13 protein-coding genes are annotated in these 13,500 nt (G+C 63.9%); 4 read left to right on the top strand and 9 right to left on the bottom strand.

Annotation, left to right across the window (positions count from 1 at the left end):
- Window positions 1–22 precede the first annotated feature (22 nt).
- From OVA24_RS00570 to OVA24_RS00585, 4 genes are all read left to right on the top strand, one after another.
- Window positions 23–1,234, top strand: a complete 1,212-nt coding sequence (locus OVA24_RS00570; protein WP_267672447.1) for an MFS transporter — start codon at window positions 23–25, stop codon at window positions 1,232–1,234.
- 39 nt (window positions 1,235–1,273) lie between these two features.
- Complete coding sequence (locus tag OVA24_RS00575) at window positions 1,274–1,762, top strand: VOC family protein (protein ID WP_267672448.1); 489 nt, start codon at window positions 1,274–1,276, stop codon at window positions 1,760–1,762.
- 190 nt (window positions 1,763–1,952) lie between these two features.
- Window positions 1,953–2,420 (top strand): DUF6515 family protein, encoded by a 468-nt coding sequence (locus OVA24_RS00580; protein ID WP_267672450.1) that lies wholly within the window; start codon window positions 1,953–1,955, stop codon window positions 2,418–2,420.
- Between the two features lie 103 nt (window positions 2,421–2,523).
- Complete coding sequence (locus OVA24_RS00585; RefSeq protein WP_267672452.1) at window positions 2,524–3,171, top strand: 3-keto-disaccharide hydrolase; 648 nt, start codon at window positions 2,524–2,526, stop codon at window positions 3,169–3,171.
- A gap of 198 nt (window positions 3,172–3,369) precedes the next feature.
- On the opposite strand, the gene OVA24_RS00590 is transcribed toward OVA24_RS00585, so the two are convergent.
- The 9 genes from OVA24_RS00590 to OVA24_RS00630 form a co-directional block, all read right to left on the bottom strand.
- On the bottom strand, window positions 3,370–4,245 hold the full coding sequence (locus tag OVA24_RS00590; RefSeq protein ID WP_267672453.1) for a sugar phosphate isomerase/epimerase family protein: 876 nt from the start codon (window positions 4,243–4,245) through the stop codon (window positions 3,370–3,372).
- A gap of 113 nt (window positions 4,246–4,358) precedes the next feature.
- On the bottom strand, window positions 4,359–4,943 hold the full coding sequence (locus tag OVA24_RS00595) for a fasciclin domain-containing protein (protein WP_267672454.1): 585 nt from the start codon (window positions 4,941–4,943) through the stop codon (window positions 4,359–4,361).
- Window positions 4,944–5,138: 195 nt separating this feature from the next.
- Window positions 5,139–5,945, bottom strand: a complete 807-nt coding sequence (locus OVA24_RS00600) for a hypothetical protein (protein ID WP_267672455.1) — start codon at window positions 5,943–5,945, stop codon at window positions 5,139–5,141.
- 182 nt (window positions 5,946–6,127) lie between these two features.
- Window positions 6,128–7,693 carry an alpha/beta hydrolase fold domain-containing protein gene (locus OVA24_RS00605; protein WP_267672457.1) on the bottom strand — a complete coding sequence of 522 codons (1,566 nt, stop codon included), beginning with the start codon at window positions 7,691–7,693 and terminating at the stop codon, window positions 6,128–6,130.
- A gap of 7 nt (window positions 7,694–7,700) precedes the next feature.
- The gene (locus OVA24_RS00610) at window positions 7,701–10,499 is read right to left on the bottom strand and encodes an FAD-dependent oxidoreductase (RefSeq protein ID WP_267672459.1); all 2,799 of its coding nucleotides are present in this window, start codon (window positions 10,497–10,499) and stop codon (window positions 7,701–7,703) included.
- A 234-nt stretch (window positions 10,500–10,733) separates the two neighbouring features.
- Complete coding sequence (locus OVA24_RS00615; protein ID WP_267672461.1) at window positions 10,734–11,588, bottom strand: GH25 family lysozyme; 855 nt, start codon at window positions 11,586–11,588, stop codon at window positions 10,734–10,736.
- 55 nt (window positions 11,589–11,643) lie between these two features.
- Window positions 11,644–12,219 carry a hypothetical protein gene (locus OVA24_RS00620; RefSeq protein WP_267672463.1) on the bottom strand — a complete coding sequence of 192 codons (576 nt, stop codon included), beginning with the start codon at window positions 12,217–12,219 and terminating at the stop codon, window positions 11,644–11,646.
- A gap of 21 nt (window positions 12,220–12,240) precedes the next feature.
- Window positions 12,241–13,041 (bottom strand): hypothetical protein, encoded by an 801-nt coding sequence (locus OVA24_RS00625; RefSeq protein ID WP_267672465.1) that lies wholly within the window; start codon window positions 13,039–13,041, stop codon window positions 12,241–12,243.
- Window positions 13,042–13,182: 141 nt separating this feature from the next.
- Window positions 13,183–13,491, bottom strand: coding sequence for a hypothetical protein (locus OVA24_RS00630; RefSeq protein ID WP_267672467.1), 309 nt, complete (start codon window positions 13,489–13,491; stop codon window positions 13,183–13,185).
- Window positions 13,492–13,500 lie beyond the last annotated feature (9 nt).

Here is a 13,500-nt window from a genome sequence, read left to right on the forward strand (position 1 = left end):
TAAATCGCACGCATTCAAACGGATGATTGACCCCCCGAAAGCCCAGCGCGCCGTTCCGGAGCGCTATCTGCTGCTGCTGCTCGCGTGCGTGCAGTTCACGCACATCATGGATTTCATGGTGATCATGCCGCTGGGGCCGCAACTGATGCGGGAGCTGCACATTTCCCCGGCGGAGTTCGGCAACATCATTTCCGCCTTCGCCATCACGGCGGGCATCGTCGGGCTGGCGGTGGCCCCCTTCACCGACCGGTTCGACCGGCGGCACATGCTGCTGTTCTGCTACGCCGGGTTCACGCTGGGGACGCTGGCGTGCGGGCTTTCCCATACGCCGGAGATGCTGATGCTTTCCCGCGCGCTGTGCGGGGCGTTCGGCGGTGTGAGCAGCGCGACCATCATGGCCATCGTCGCGGATGTGGTTCCGGCCGAACGACGGGCGCGGGGGATGGGCATCATCATGACCGCCTTTTCCGCGGCGGCGGCGCTGGGCGTGCCACTGGGGCTGAAAATGGCGCAGATCTGGAAATGGGAGGCGCCGTTCCTGGTCATCGCCGTGCTGGCCGCGGTGGTGTGGGTGATGTTGTTCCGCATCCTGCCGCCGGTCCGCAGCCACCTGCTGGCCAGCCGCAGCACGAAGCCGGGCCATGATTTCCTGCTGCTGATGCGGGATGGGAACGCCTGGATGGGGCTGGTGCTGATGATGGCCGCCGTGGCGGGCCACTTCATGATCATCCCCTACCTGTCCCCCTACCTGGTCGGAAATGTGGGGCTGCCGGAGAAGCACCTGTTCCTAGTCTATCTGGTGGGCGGCGTGGTGACCATCTTCACCGGCCCGCTGGTGGGCAAACTGGCCGACCAACATGGGCGCTACAAGGTGTTCATCGTGATGGTGGCGTTCGCCTGCGGCATCATCTACCACCTCACCACCTCCGGTCCATTGCCGATGTGGCATGTGCTGCTCAATTCGGCGATCTTCTTCATCTTCGCCAGCGGGCGCTTCGTCCCGGCGCAGGCGGTCATCTCACTGGCCGTCCCGTCGTCCCGGCGCGGGGCCTACATGAGCCTGGTGTCCTGCGCGCGCGACCTTTCCTCCGGGGTGACTGCCGCCATCGGCGGGGTGGTCGTGGCCACGGGGGCGGGCGGGCAGCTCCTGCACTTCAACCGGCTGGGCCTCATCGCCATCGGGATGAGCCTGTTCAGCCTGGTCATCTTCCGGTTGGTGCGCTCCGCGGAGTAACCGGTTTGCGCATCCTGCGATCACGGCGAAGCTCCCGCCATGAATCCGCCTCCCATCGACCCCCGCACCACCATCGGCCACGTCCACCTGAAGGTGGCGGACATCGGGCGGTCGCTCGCCTTCTACTGCGGCATCCTGGGCTTCCAGGTGACGCAACGCCATGGAAAGGGCGCGGCCTTCATCGCGGCGGGCGGCTACCACCACCACATCGGCCTGAACACGTGGCAGAGCCTGAACGGCCAGCCGCCGCCGCCGCGGGCGACCGGGCTGTTCCACCTGGCTGTCCTCTACCCGGACCGGCCGTCGCTGGCGGACGCCCTGCGCCGGTTGGTGAATGCGGGTGTCCAGATCGACGGAGCCAGCGACCACGGGGTGAGCGAAGCCATCTACCTGCGGGATCCCGACGAAAACGGGGTGGAACTCTACCGCGACCGCCCGCGCGGTGAGTGGCCATTCACCCCCGACGGGGAACTGGCGATGGACAACCGCCCGCTCGATCTCCGGGCACTGCTGGCTGAGGCACGGTAAGAGCAAGAGCCGTGCAAAATGCACAGGATGATATTTGCAACACGTCAAAAAATCACACTTCATGGTGAGGAAATCGGGAGACACGGAATGACTCATCACTGATTATGATGATGTTACAAAAAGTGGCATTCCATCTGCAAAAGGAAGAGGAACATTTCCGGCCCAGCCGGCAGTCCATCAAAGAACCACCATGAAAACCTCCACAACCATCCTCTCCGTCATCGCGCTGGGAGCCGCCGCTCTGCTCACTTCCTGCGTCGATCCCTATTACACCGGCGGGACCACCACCACGGTGACGACCTATCGTCCCGGCTACGTCGTGGACACCCTGCCCGGCGGATACCGCACCGAAGTCATCGGCGGCGTGAGCTACTACCGCCACAACGACATCTACTACCGCTCCCAAGGCCGCCGCTATGTCGTGGTGGAACGCCCGGGCGGATATGATCGTTATGACCGCAGGGATCGTTACGATCGTGACCGTCATGACCATGACCGCTACCACCGTGGCCCGCATGGCCGTGAAACCACCGTCATCCGCACCCTGCCCAGCGGTGCCCGCGTGGTGACCCACCGCGGTGAACGCTACTACGAATCCCGCGGCACCTACTACCGTCCGGCCAGTGGCGGCTACATCATCGTCGGCAGCCCGTTCTGAACCGACGCCCGGAATCTCACCCGGCGGCCCGTCATTCCGACGGGCCGCCGTCTTTTATTGCTGAAACTATCATCCCCCGATCTCCGTAAATTCTCCTCCATTCATGAAACTCACGCTCCTCAGCACCTCCCTCGCCACCCTCCTGCTCGCAGGTTCCTCCTTCGCCGCGGAAGCGGTTTCCCTGTTCGACGGCAAGACCCTCGACGGCTGGAAACAGAACAACGGCACCGCCAAGTATGAAGTCGTCGACGGCACCATCGTCGGCACCACGGCGGAAGGCAGCCCGAATTCCTTCCTCTCCACCGAGAAGCACTACGGTGACTTCGAACTGGAGTTCGACGTGAAGGTGGATGACAAGCTCAACTCCGGCGTGATGCTCCGCTCCCAGACGAAGGATGGGAAGCCGGACGGACGGGTGAACGGCCCGCAGGTCGAGATCGAGGCAAGCGGCGAGAAAGGTGCGGAAGCCGGCTACATCTACGGTGAGGCCATCGGCGGCTGGATGACGCAGAAGGAAAAACTGGTCCCGCACAAGAAGTTCAAGGACGGCGCGTGGAACCACTACAAGATCATCGCCAAGGGCCCGCGCATCCAGGTCTTCATCAACGGCGAGGCCATCGAGGACCTCACGGATGACAAGGTTTTCGCGAGCCATCCGAAAGGCTTCATCAGCCTCCAGGTCCACAGCATCAAGAAGGGCACCGGCCCTTACAAAGTGGCGTTCAAGAACATCACGATCAAGGAACTGTGAATGAGTGAGGAGGGAGGACATTGCGGCTTTGCCGCTATGTCCGCTCCGCTCCCATTCCTGTTCTCCGGCGGCATTGGGAATACCAAGCAAAGGCAGTTTCCCACACACCCTCCCTTCGCACTCGCGTTGGGAGATGGTGGATCGATGGGATTTTGCCAATGCCGTCGGAGGACAGGAGTGTCCTCCCTCCTTACTGGCTCAGAGCGTCTTCAGATAGGAGATGCTCTGCTTGATGCTGGCGAGGGCGTCCGGAGACTGGTCCTGCTCGACGTGGCAGTGCTTGATGCCGGCCTTTTCCGCAGCGACCAGGATCGGCTCGGTTTTGATGATGCCGTTGCCGAGTTCCTTGAACGCGTCCTTCGGCACGCTGCCGAATTCCGGGGTCTTGATGCCTTCCTTGAGATCCTTGAGGTGGAGCTGCTCCACGCGTCCGGCGAGCTTGGCGATGAGGTCGGTCGGCTCGATGCCGCCGAGCTTCACCCAGAAGAGGTCCAGCTCGAACTTCATGTCTTTGGAGAACTCCTCGGTGAAGATGTCGAAGCCGCTCTTGCCACCTTCGAGCGGCAGGAACTCGAAGTTGTGGTTGTGGTAGCAGAGCTGGATGCCCGCTTCCTTGGCCTTGGCGGCGGCCTTGTTGAGGTTGCCCGCCACGCGCTTGTAGTCGTCCAGCGTCTTGCGGTCGGCGTCATGGAGGTAGGGTACGACGAGGTGGGAAAGGCCGAGGCCCTTCGCCTTTTCGACGATCTTGAGGAAGTCGGAGAAGCTGTCGTCCTTCGGCTTGGTGGCGGACTCCCACTGGAAGTGGGTGGAGTTGATCTTCAGGCCGACATCCTGCGACCCCTTGATGAGGGCGTCCGCGTCCGGGAAGCCGAATGGCTCCACCTGCTTGTAGCCCGCGTAGGCGACGGCCTTCAGGGTGGCGGCGGTGTCCGCCTTCAGCTCGTTGCGGAGCGTGTAGAGCTGGATGCCGATGTTGTCCCGGAACGCCGCGCCACCTTCCAGGGCGAAGAGTCTCTGGGTTTGCAGGGCGAGGGTGGCGGCGAGGCCGGTGTAGAGGAAGTTGCGGCGGTTCATCGGGAAAACGATGCGCCGGTCCCCCATCCCGCGCAAGTGATCAGCTCAAAGAAATGCGCGGAGGGTATTTCCGCCCCCCGCGCCATGGGATTCACAGGATCATCCGTGGCCGATCAATCATCATGGTCGAGGTTGGCGAATCCTTCCAGGGACTTCGGCACCATCACCTTGTCGATGGAGTGGAACACGCCGTTGCTGGCGACCACGTCACTGCTGACGATCTTGGCTTCGTCGATCTCGGCGGTCTTGCCGTCCACGTCGAGCTTCGCCTTGTCGCCGCTCATGGTCTTGATCTCACCATCCTTGAAGGCGGAGGCGAGGACCTGGCCGGGAAGGACGTGGTAGGTCACGAGCTGGCGCAGCTTCTCTTTGTTTTCAGGGAGCAGGAGTTTCTCCATGGCTCCGCTGGGGAGCTTCGTGAAAGCTTCATCCGTCGGTGCGAACACGGTGAACGGACCGGAGCCGCTGAGGGTTTCCTCCAGTTCGGCGGCCTTCACGAGTTTCGCAAGGACGGAGAAGGTGGTTCCGTCAGCGATGACGGAGGCAACCGTGCCGGGCTTCACGGCTTCAGGCGCGGCTTTCTCTTCCTTGGCGGCGGCACCAGCTTTGTCCGTTTTGGCTTCATTCTGGGCGAAAGCCGCCGGCGTGGCGGACAGCGCGAGGATCAACATCAATTTGGGGATCGTGGTCGTTTTCATCGGTTTTGAGATGGGTGGTTGAAGGAGCCGCCGCAGTGGGCGTCCCTGTCATTTCCCATCGCACTGGCCGTGCCAGCGGATCCCCTGATGAGCTAACCCTCTGATATCAAGCCATCGATGATGGCATCCACGGAAACACAGGCATCATCCGCACCGGTGCAGTTCCGCCCCGGATGGTGCAGGATGCGCGGCGGATCACTGCAACAGCTCGATGCGGTCGCAGAGTTTCATACGGGTGGCCTCCCCCGCTTCCGGGATGTCCTGCATCTTTTCCGTCCAGTGGACGCGGATCTTCCTACCTTTCGCGGCGTCCCCATCCTTGAGGAGCTGCTCGAGCGGCGCGTCCGGCTTCAGGACGAAATAGGTCTCGATGCTGCCGTCGGCCTGCTTCAGGTCGAGGTGGAGGTAGTCGCCCTGCTCCGTCCCTGCGAAGGTTCCATCCGAATAGCCCGCACCGAACACCGTCCCGACGGGAGCTTTCGGACCGTCCTCCTCACCCATCACCCCGGCATAGGCGGTGGATCCCTCGATCCGCTCGATGAGGTCGTCCGACATGGCGGTCAGTGCGGTTTCCATGCCGGCGAAGTTCTTGTCCTCCTTCGCCACCGGCTTCTTGTCCGGGCCGACATAGAGAATGAGCGCGCCATCGTTGAAATCGAACTTTTCCTCCACGGTGGAGGCGGGCTTTCCGTCCTTCGCTTCGTCCGCTAGGGTGGCATGGGCGTGCTTCAACTCCCCCTCCGCATTGTAGTAGAAATCCCTGGTGAGGACGCCGCCATCGCCGGTCTGGCTGGCCTTGATCCTGCGGAGCACTCCGTCGGAAAGCCATGCCTTCACCTGGAACTCCGCGCCGTCCTTGGGCTCATACACATGCTCGAGCGACTTGTATCCGCCGAGGTTGCGGGAAACCTCCGCCACCACTTTGGCGGATTCACCTTCCTGTGCGGAAGCGACGATGAGCGAACCGAGGAACAGACCGAGGAAAGCGGCTGGCAGTTTCATGATGGGAAGCCTAAGGAGGGTGGACATTGCGGGCAAGCCGCTATGTCCGCTTCGCTCCCGTTCTTGTCCACCAGGGGTATGGGGAAGTCAACGGGTGTTCGCCGGAAGGGAAGGAAGATCTTTGTCCTCTCTTCCTTTGTTTGCCGTTGCAGCCGGAGGACAGGAGTGTCCTCCCTCCTTACTTACTTCGCGACGGTGTGTTCCACGTCCGGCAGTGGTGGCAGCGAGCGCTGCGGCAGCCAGCCGAGTTCCTGGTAGAAGCGGCTGGAGTGGATAAGGTAGCTCTGGAAATGGGGGTCCGTCTTGCTGCGCTCGAACAGCTTGTGCTCCTTGCCGGCGTAAGTGAGCAGCTCCACGGAGACGCCGGCCTTTTTCATGCGCCCGAGGAAGGCGGTGTTGCTGGCCGGTGGTGAGACCGGGTCCAGCTTGCCGACGAGGATGAGGGTCTTCGGGAACGTGGCGTCCGCCATGGTGGCGGGGGAGAATTTCAGCGGATCCATGCCCGCCTTCTTGCAACTGCCGATGCCGCCGCCCCAGCCGCCGCTGAGGTCGAAGGCGGGGTAGAGCAGCACCAGCGCGTCCGCCTTCGGTGAGACCTTCAGATCATCCTGCGGGTCGTCATAGCCGGGGATGGTGTTGAGGGCGGCGGCGAGGTGTCCACCGGCGGACCCCCCACCGGCGGCGATTCGCTGCGGATCCATGCCGAACTCCGCCGCGTGGGCACGGAAGAAGCGCATGGCGGACTTCGCGTCGGCCAGACACTCGCCGGGAGACTTCGCGACGGAGTACTTGCCCTTCTTGCCCTGGCCCAGCAGGCGGTAGCGGATGGTGGCGCAGACCATGCCCTGGCGGGAAAGATAGAGGCTTTCAAAGGCATGCACGGATGGATCCCCGCCGACCCAGCCGCCACCGTGGATGAAGAGGACGCCGGGGCTGGGTTTGCCATCGACGGCGGGTTTCTCCGGCAGGAAGACGTGCATCTCCAGATCCAGGCCATCGACGCTCTTGTAGGTGAGCACTTTGCTCGCTTTTGCCAGGGCTTCCTGCTGGGTTTCCGGCAGAGCGGCGATCTCCGCGGGAACCGGCACGGTGGTGGCCCCGGAGGCGGGTGCCTTTGCGAGCAGTGGCTTCAGCGCGTCGAAGAACTTCGTGCCCATCTTCTCCGCTCCGGAGGCGTTGGGGTGGACCATGTCCTGGATGGTGTCCGTCTTCCAGTCGAAGCCGGTTTCCTGATCGACCACGGTGACCTTGAGCTTCTCACCGAGCTTCGTGATCTCCCGGTTCAGTTCCGGGATGTATCCGTACTTCGGCAGCTTGCCGCTGGGGATGACCTTGGCCAGCAGGACGATGACCTGCGGATTGTCCTTGCGGGCGAGCGCGATCATTTCCTCCGCCGTGCGGATGATCCCCGGGATGGGCTTTTCCTCGATGAAGTGGTTGTGGCCGGAGTGGATGATGACGACGTCCGCCGGGTGCGCGGCGTGGAATTTCCCGTACTCCACGGCCACCTGCTCGATGCTCTTTCCACCGTAGCCGCCGTGGGCCAGCCCGGCCTTGTCCTTTTTCGGCCCTACGAAGACGACGGGGATGCCCGCCTTGTCCAGCTTCTCCGCCAACACATGGCGATAGACCTTGAAGGTGCTGCCGCCCTCCGTGATGGAGTCCCCCAGACAGAGGATACGGGTCTGGGAGAACGCCTGCGAGGCGAGAGAAAGGACGACAAGGGCGAGGAGGCGGATGGATCTCATGGGAAAGCTACTCTCCGATACGGAGCTGGAAGAAATTCTTTCCACCACCAAAGGGATCCGAGCCACGGATGGGAATGCCGATGTGGCGGAAATCTCCGGCGGACTGGAACAAGGCGGGTGCCGGCAGGGTGGGCGTGCGCTGCCAGCCGGTGAGGTTGTCAGACTCCCACACCTCCATCTTCATGCCGTTGGCCCGCTGGTGGCGGCGCAGCAGCAGGTAGAGCTTTCCGTCCTGCGCCAGCAGCCGGGGGCGCGCGTCCGGCCCGCCCGCTCCGGAGAAAAACTCCACCAGGTTCGCCACGCCATCACCATCCGGGTCCGCACCGGGTCCGGAAACCTGCGGGTCCGCCAGTTGCGCCGCATCGAACCGTCCGAACCTCCACGCGTCGAACGGCGGGTCAACCAAGGTCACGGTGGCGGAGACATCCGTGCCGAGGAAATAGGCGGTGGAAGGACTGATGGTGACGGTCACCGTGCGTTCCCCTGCCGGCACGGCCGCCGCCGGCGCGCCGACGGACACCACCAGTTGGCTGACCCCGGCCGGGATGGTGATGGAGGCGGGAAATGACGGCGACAGCTCCGACGGGGCCGCCGTGCCGCCGCGCGCGACGTCCACCACCAGCGGGTTGTCCAGCGTGCCGTTCCGCGAGATGATGAACTCCGCCGGCACGCGCCCACCGCGTGTGGTGGTGGGAATGAGCGGCGTGACGCTGACGATGTTGTCCGGGCCGGGCATCGCCCAGCGCGCGGCATCCGCGATGACATACTCGTCGGCTCCGGTGGTCTCGATAAGGAGGCTGCCGGAGTTGGAACTGCCCGCATTGAACTGGAAGGTTCCCAGGCTCACCCACTCGTTGCTGTCCTGTTCCTGGTCGATGCGGACGAAGTGGCTGCCACCGTTGTGGAAGACGGTGACGGGAACATTCTTCGCGCGGTTCCCCTGGGCGGGCCAGCGGAGGTACACGGTGTAAGTGCCGGAGACGGGCAGGTCCGGAACGAAGCGCACGGATTTCGTTCCCTGCCCGGTGTTTCCATCCGACAGGTAGTTTTTCCCGTAGAAGCCGGACTGGGAGGTACTCTCCGTCCACTGGCCGATCTTGATGGCGTTCGGGTCGGCATTGTCGACGATGGTGCTGGTGCCCGGGCCGCCGTCGGCGTTGGTGGTGAGCGCCTGACCGTCAGCCCGCATCTTCACCACCAGCTTCGCGTAGGGAACCTGCTGCACGGTGAGGCCGTCGTCGATGGCGATGGACGCGGCGGTGGCGGACGACTGGCCCAGCCCCATGAACACCGGCTCCATGCGGATGGAGCCGAACGCCATGTGGGAGGCTGACAGGCACCAGGGGACGAGGAGGTTTTCGCACTCCCCCTGCTTCGGCACGATGGAACGGTAGGAGATCGGATACGGTCCGTTGGTGGGGTCCTGGACGTCGCCCTCGTTGCGGACGAAGCCGTCCACGTTGACGTAGCGCTGCACATGGTGGGAGTCCATGGTGTAGGCGGCCATGCCGACGGAGTCCGGGGCGATCTCCGAGCCACGGCAGTTCTTCGTGCTCATGACGTAGTCGGAAACCATCCGCCGCGCCTCGCGCACGTAGAGCTGGTAGGGCCAGTTGCCGTTGTCCGCGAACTCGTCCTTCGGCAGGCCCCAGGTGGGGTAGAGGCCGTTGGTGTGGCGGGCGCGCACCCGGGGGTGGTTCTGCAGCGTCCAGATGAGGCCGCGCTGCCAGTTTTCATGCTCCTTCGCCAGCGCGGCGCGCTGGGCGTGGCTGAGGGTGGCCCAGTTCCAGTCCGGCCCGTAGTTCCGCCCGATGTAGTCGGTGGAGACGGCACCCGTGTTGTTGGAGTCCGTCTTGCGGTTGGGCATCAGGTCCAGCTTGAAGAAATGGTTGCTCTGCCCGGCCTCCACGGCCCGCAGGAGCAGCTCGTAGTTGGCGGCGTCATACCCCGGCGGCTGCGCCACCGGCACGCGGTTCGACTCCCGGTCGGTGAGGCACATGCGGAAACAATAGGCCTGCAGCCGGTGGTCCGCCGTGCCGTTCCCGGCGACGGACGGCTCGATGCCCGGGAGCAGGCCGCTGGCCGGATTTCCCGCGATCCGGTAGGCACTGATGCTGGCGAGGTTGTTGGTGAAGTTGTGGTGCCCTTTCCCCACCTGCACGCCGCTGTTGTCCTCCCCGTAGACGTTGTTGTCCTCCCGGCCGATGAACCAGCTCACGCCGGCACCGGCCATGACGTCGCCTTCGTAGGACGCGTCGATGAACATCTTCCCGCGGTAGGTCTGCCCGTCCTCCATCCGCAGGCCGGTGATGCGCAGCCCGTCCAGGACCACGCCGTCATCCAGATCCAGCAGGCCGGTGAAGACGGGCACGTTCCACTCGGAGAGCATCGTGTTGAAGACGGCTTCCGCCACCTTCGGCTCGAAGATGGAGGCGACCTGCGTGGTGTGGTTGAACGCCTTGGCCCCCTGCCCATTCATGTCCTTGATCTGGTCCCAGATGTCTTGCTGCTGGGAGTAGTGGGTATAGACCCGGTGGTAGAACTCGCGGCTGAGCCCGCCGAGGATGGCGGTGCTCCCCAGGTCCGTCCACCCCAGGCCGCTGGAGGTGAGGCCGCCGAGGTGGGGGGTGGGGGAAACCAGCGCGACCTTCTTCCCCAACTTCGCCGCCTGGATCGCCGCGGTGATGCCGCCGGAGGTGCCTCCGTACACAACGATGTCGAACTCATCCGGATGCGCGTGCAGCGCACCATGGAGGAGCGGGAACAGGAGCGCGGCGAACGCCCCGGCCCGGCCGGTGGATTTCATATGGGTTTTCGGATTTCCGGCGGGATGGGTTTTTTTTGCCGGAATCCGGGGATTCTCCGCGTGCGGGGCCGCCGTTCAATGAAAATGTTCTACCACCGCCGGTAGGGCTGGCCCGGCCTCGGGCCGCCGAAGCTGTACGCCGGGAGGATTGCGCGGCTCCATTCATCATCTCACGTCACCCGCCTGCACGCCGAAAGCCACGGCGCGCCCAGCGGTCGCGACCCTCCCGTTTTTTCACAATGGCTGCCAGGAATGCCTGGCCCAGAAAGCGCGCAGGTCTTCCACGGAGCCGTTGAAGGCGTTGTGCTCCAGCGGGCGGTCCATGGTGCCGAAGTACTGCGGTGCTCTCCAGGGCCCGTGGTTGTAGTGCTTCGAGTTCGACCGGCCGCCCCCCCACTCGACGCCGCCGTATTGCCACATCGCCCAATCATCCCAGATGCCGTAGGCCTGCATGAGGTCCCTGGGCGTGCGGAAGCCGTTGTGGTGGTTGTAGAGAGCGATCCAATACGGGCACTGGCGGATGCGGCGTTTCTCCGCGGCGCTGGCGTTGCTCAGCGTCGCCCGCAGGCCGCCGCTGTTCTCCAGATAAATGACGGGCAGCACCCCGGTGAGCTGCTCGATGCGGTCGATGAACCGCACGATGTCCGAGGCGCTGGACTTCGTATCGAAGTCCCCCACCAGCAGGATCTTCCGGCCCTGCAGCCCGCGCTGCGCGGCGATCTCCCGCAGGCGGCCCACATAGCGGTCCGCCTGCCACACCGGGTCGCTGGTCTTCAGGACGAAGTAGTAGGTGCCCAGCATCATGCCCTCGCGGTTCGCGGCGCTGAGGAAGTCGGCGCACTTCTCGTCGATCAGCGTCCCCTTTCCGGTGCGGGCGATCAGACCGTGGGCACCGTTCCGGCGGAGGGCGGACACATTCTGCGACGAATAGGAATCCCCCGCCCGCTGCTTTTCCTTTGGATCGTAACTGGAGACGTTCACCACCTTCGGCGCGTCCAGCAGCCCGACGCTGCCGTAGCCGCCGCCACCGCAACTGTTGAGGAGAAAGGGGACCAGCGGAACCAGCGCGAGGAAGAGACGTTTCAGCACGGTTCCAACCAAACGGAGCACCCGCCGGAAAGCAAGCGATCCTTGAAGCCACCGCTCACCGCTTCAGGTCAACGACCGCACCGGCCGGGGCGTCCGGTGGGCGGGATGCCTCCAGCCGCGCCCTGACGATCTCCTCCCGCTCGATCCCGCGCACGGTGGTCTCCGCCTGGACGTGCATGAGGTGGTGCGCCCAGCGGGCGGCGAAATACTGGCACAGCAGCCATACCCCGGCACCCAGCATGGCCATGAGCACCAGCCAGGAAATCCACCCTGCCGCAAGGGGCAGCCACTTTCCGGAAAAGCCCTCTCCGAGTTTCACGCCGAGCGAGGCGGTCCCGGCCAGGATCATCCATCCCTTGTAGCTGGGATCAACCGCCCTCACGGAGTAGGCCAGCCCGATCGCCACGGTCAGGAAATTCAGCGCGGCCCATTCATTCAGCAGCCAGAGGGGTGCCAGCAGGAGGGACCATATCAACCCGGATCCAGGACTACCTCCCCGCACCAGCCACGAAACGACCGGCCCGACCGCTGCGGTCGCGCAGCCGAGCCAGACGGCACTGGCGAAGTAGAGGAGACGCTTGAAGATCGACCCCACGGCCCCTCCGAAAACATCCAGCGGATCAAAGCTCATTTCCGGAACGGGGTAGGCGGATCAGGAACGTCGGCGTCCCAGCAGGAGAAGCGCGGCCAGGCCACCCAATGCCGCGGCGGTGGGTTCCGGGATGGCGGTGAATGACACGTCATCGATGCCCACCGCGGCGCGGCGGTTGCCATTGGTGCTGTTGTCCGTCCAGCGGAGCCACAGTTCCTGGCCCTGCCCCCATGAAATGCCCGTCACATCCGAGGCCAGGACCACGCGGCCGATGGTGTTGCCATTGACCGAGCGCGACGTCCCACCGGAGGGCTCGGTCTCCGGTGCGGTGAAGGTGAGCGCTGAAACGGAGGTCCAGCCGGCAGCCGCATCCAGCGAACCCGTCCCCGCCGCAAAAATCTGGTAGTCGAAGGTGAGGCCGTCCGCGACCTCTCCGACGATGGCCCGCCATTCCTCCCCGGCATACTGGAGGTTGAATGCACTGATCAGCCCCGACGTGTCGTTGGAGATGCTCACCCCATAGCTGATCGCCGAGGTGCCGGTATTGTGGCTCTGTGAACCGAGGGCACGGTCGGAATTCCCGCTGGGCCCCAGGCTCTGGATTTCCCCCACCGCTGCGGTGTTGCCTGAACTCGCCCGGTATGCGGTGAAGCCGGTGGTAGGCGAAGGGATCCGGGAGGCAGCATACCATCCGGGAATGGTCGAGTTGTCCGCCCATGGGTGCGTTCCTGAGCCGAAGGAGAGTGTGTTGAAGTTCTCCGTCAGCGTGGAGCCATAGGTCGCATAGCTGAGCGCGGCCTGGAGGGGAGTTGCCAGCAATGCCAGCAACGCGGTCCGAATTAGAAAATCCTTGGGTTTCATCGCGAAAAAACCCCTACATCGGAATCCACTTCCAAGGCACGGAAAAAGTGTCAATGCCCCCCTTGGTTCGCGTGCGGGCCTTGGATTCACCCAAGCCCCTGCAACAACCTGTGCAGCAATTTCGACGCGGATCCACTCCGCTCAGAGGAACAGCCGGACCAGGATGCCCGAGATTCCGGAGGGTAGTTCAAAGCTCCCCCCGGCTTTGGCCAAGCCAAGGCGCGCCGCCTCCGCCACCCACTTTCTCGACGAGTCCACCGTCAGCACGGAGATCCGGCTGCCGATGACTTCATAGGTGGCCTCGATGTGGATGCTTTCCGCTTCCCCTTCCAGCAACACGTCCGCGCTGATGGTTTTGTCCTTCGAGCGGATGTGGAGGCTTTCAAGCTTCAACCAATCCAGCCCGAGGGAGGAAATCCTGGCATCAACGGCTTTGCGGATCAGGTCCATGCGGGAAAA

The organism is Luteolibacter sp. SL250 (assembly GCF_026625605.1).
Classification (GTDB): domain Bacteria; phylum Verrucomicrobiota; class Verrucomicrobiia; order Verrucomicrobiales; family Akkermansiaceae; genus Luteolibacter.

Coding starts and splice junctions, on each gene's coding strand:
- OVA24_RS00590 (WP_267672453.1), bottom strand. CDS start 4,245: ATGAACCGCCGCAACTTCCTCTACACCGGCCTCGCCGCCACCCTCGCC.
- OVA24_RS00620 (WP_267672463.1), bottom strand. CDS start 12,219: ATGAGCTTTGATCCGCTGGATGTTTTCGGAGGGGCCGTGGGGTCGATC.
- OVA24_RS00585 (WP_267672452.1), top strand. CDS start 2,524: ATGAAACTCACGCTCCTCAGCACCTCCCTCGCCACCCTCCTGCTCGCA.
- OVA24_RS00605 (WP_267672457.1), bottom strand. CDS start 7,693: ATGAGATCCATCCGCCTCCTCGCCCTTGTCGTCCTTTCTCTCGCCTCG.
- OVA24_RS00610 (WP_267672459.1), bottom strand. CDS start 10,499: ATGAAATCCACCGGCCGGGCCGGGGCGTTCGCCGCGCTCCTGTTCCCG.
- OVA24_RS00630 (WP_267672467.1), bottom strand. CDS start 13,491: ATGGACCTGATCCGCAAAGCCGTTGATGCCAGGATTTCCTCCCTCGGG.
- OVA24_RS00575 (WP_267672448.1), top strand. CDS start 1,274: ATGAATCCGCCTCCCATCGACCCCCGCACCACCATCGGCCACGTCCAC.
- OVA24_RS00600 (WP_267672455.1), bottom strand. CDS start 5,945: ATGAAACTGCCAGCCGCTTTCCTCGGTCTGTTCCTCGGTTCGCTCATC.
- OVA24_RS00625 (WP_267672465.1), bottom strand. CDS start 13,041: ATGAAACCCAAGGATTTTCTAATTCGGACCGCGTTGCTGGCATTGCTG.
- OVA24_RS00595 (WP_267672454.1), bottom strand. CDS start 4,943: ATGAAAACGACCACGATCCCCAAATTGATGTTGATCCTCGCGCTGTCC.
- OVA24_RS00570 (WP_267672447.1), top strand. CDS start 23: ATGATTGACCCCCCGAAAGCCCAGCGCGCCGTTCCGGAGCGCTATCTG.
- OVA24_RS00580 (WP_267672450.1), top strand. CDS start 1,953: ATGAAAACCTCCACAACCATCCTCTCCGTCATCGCGCTGGGAGCCGCC.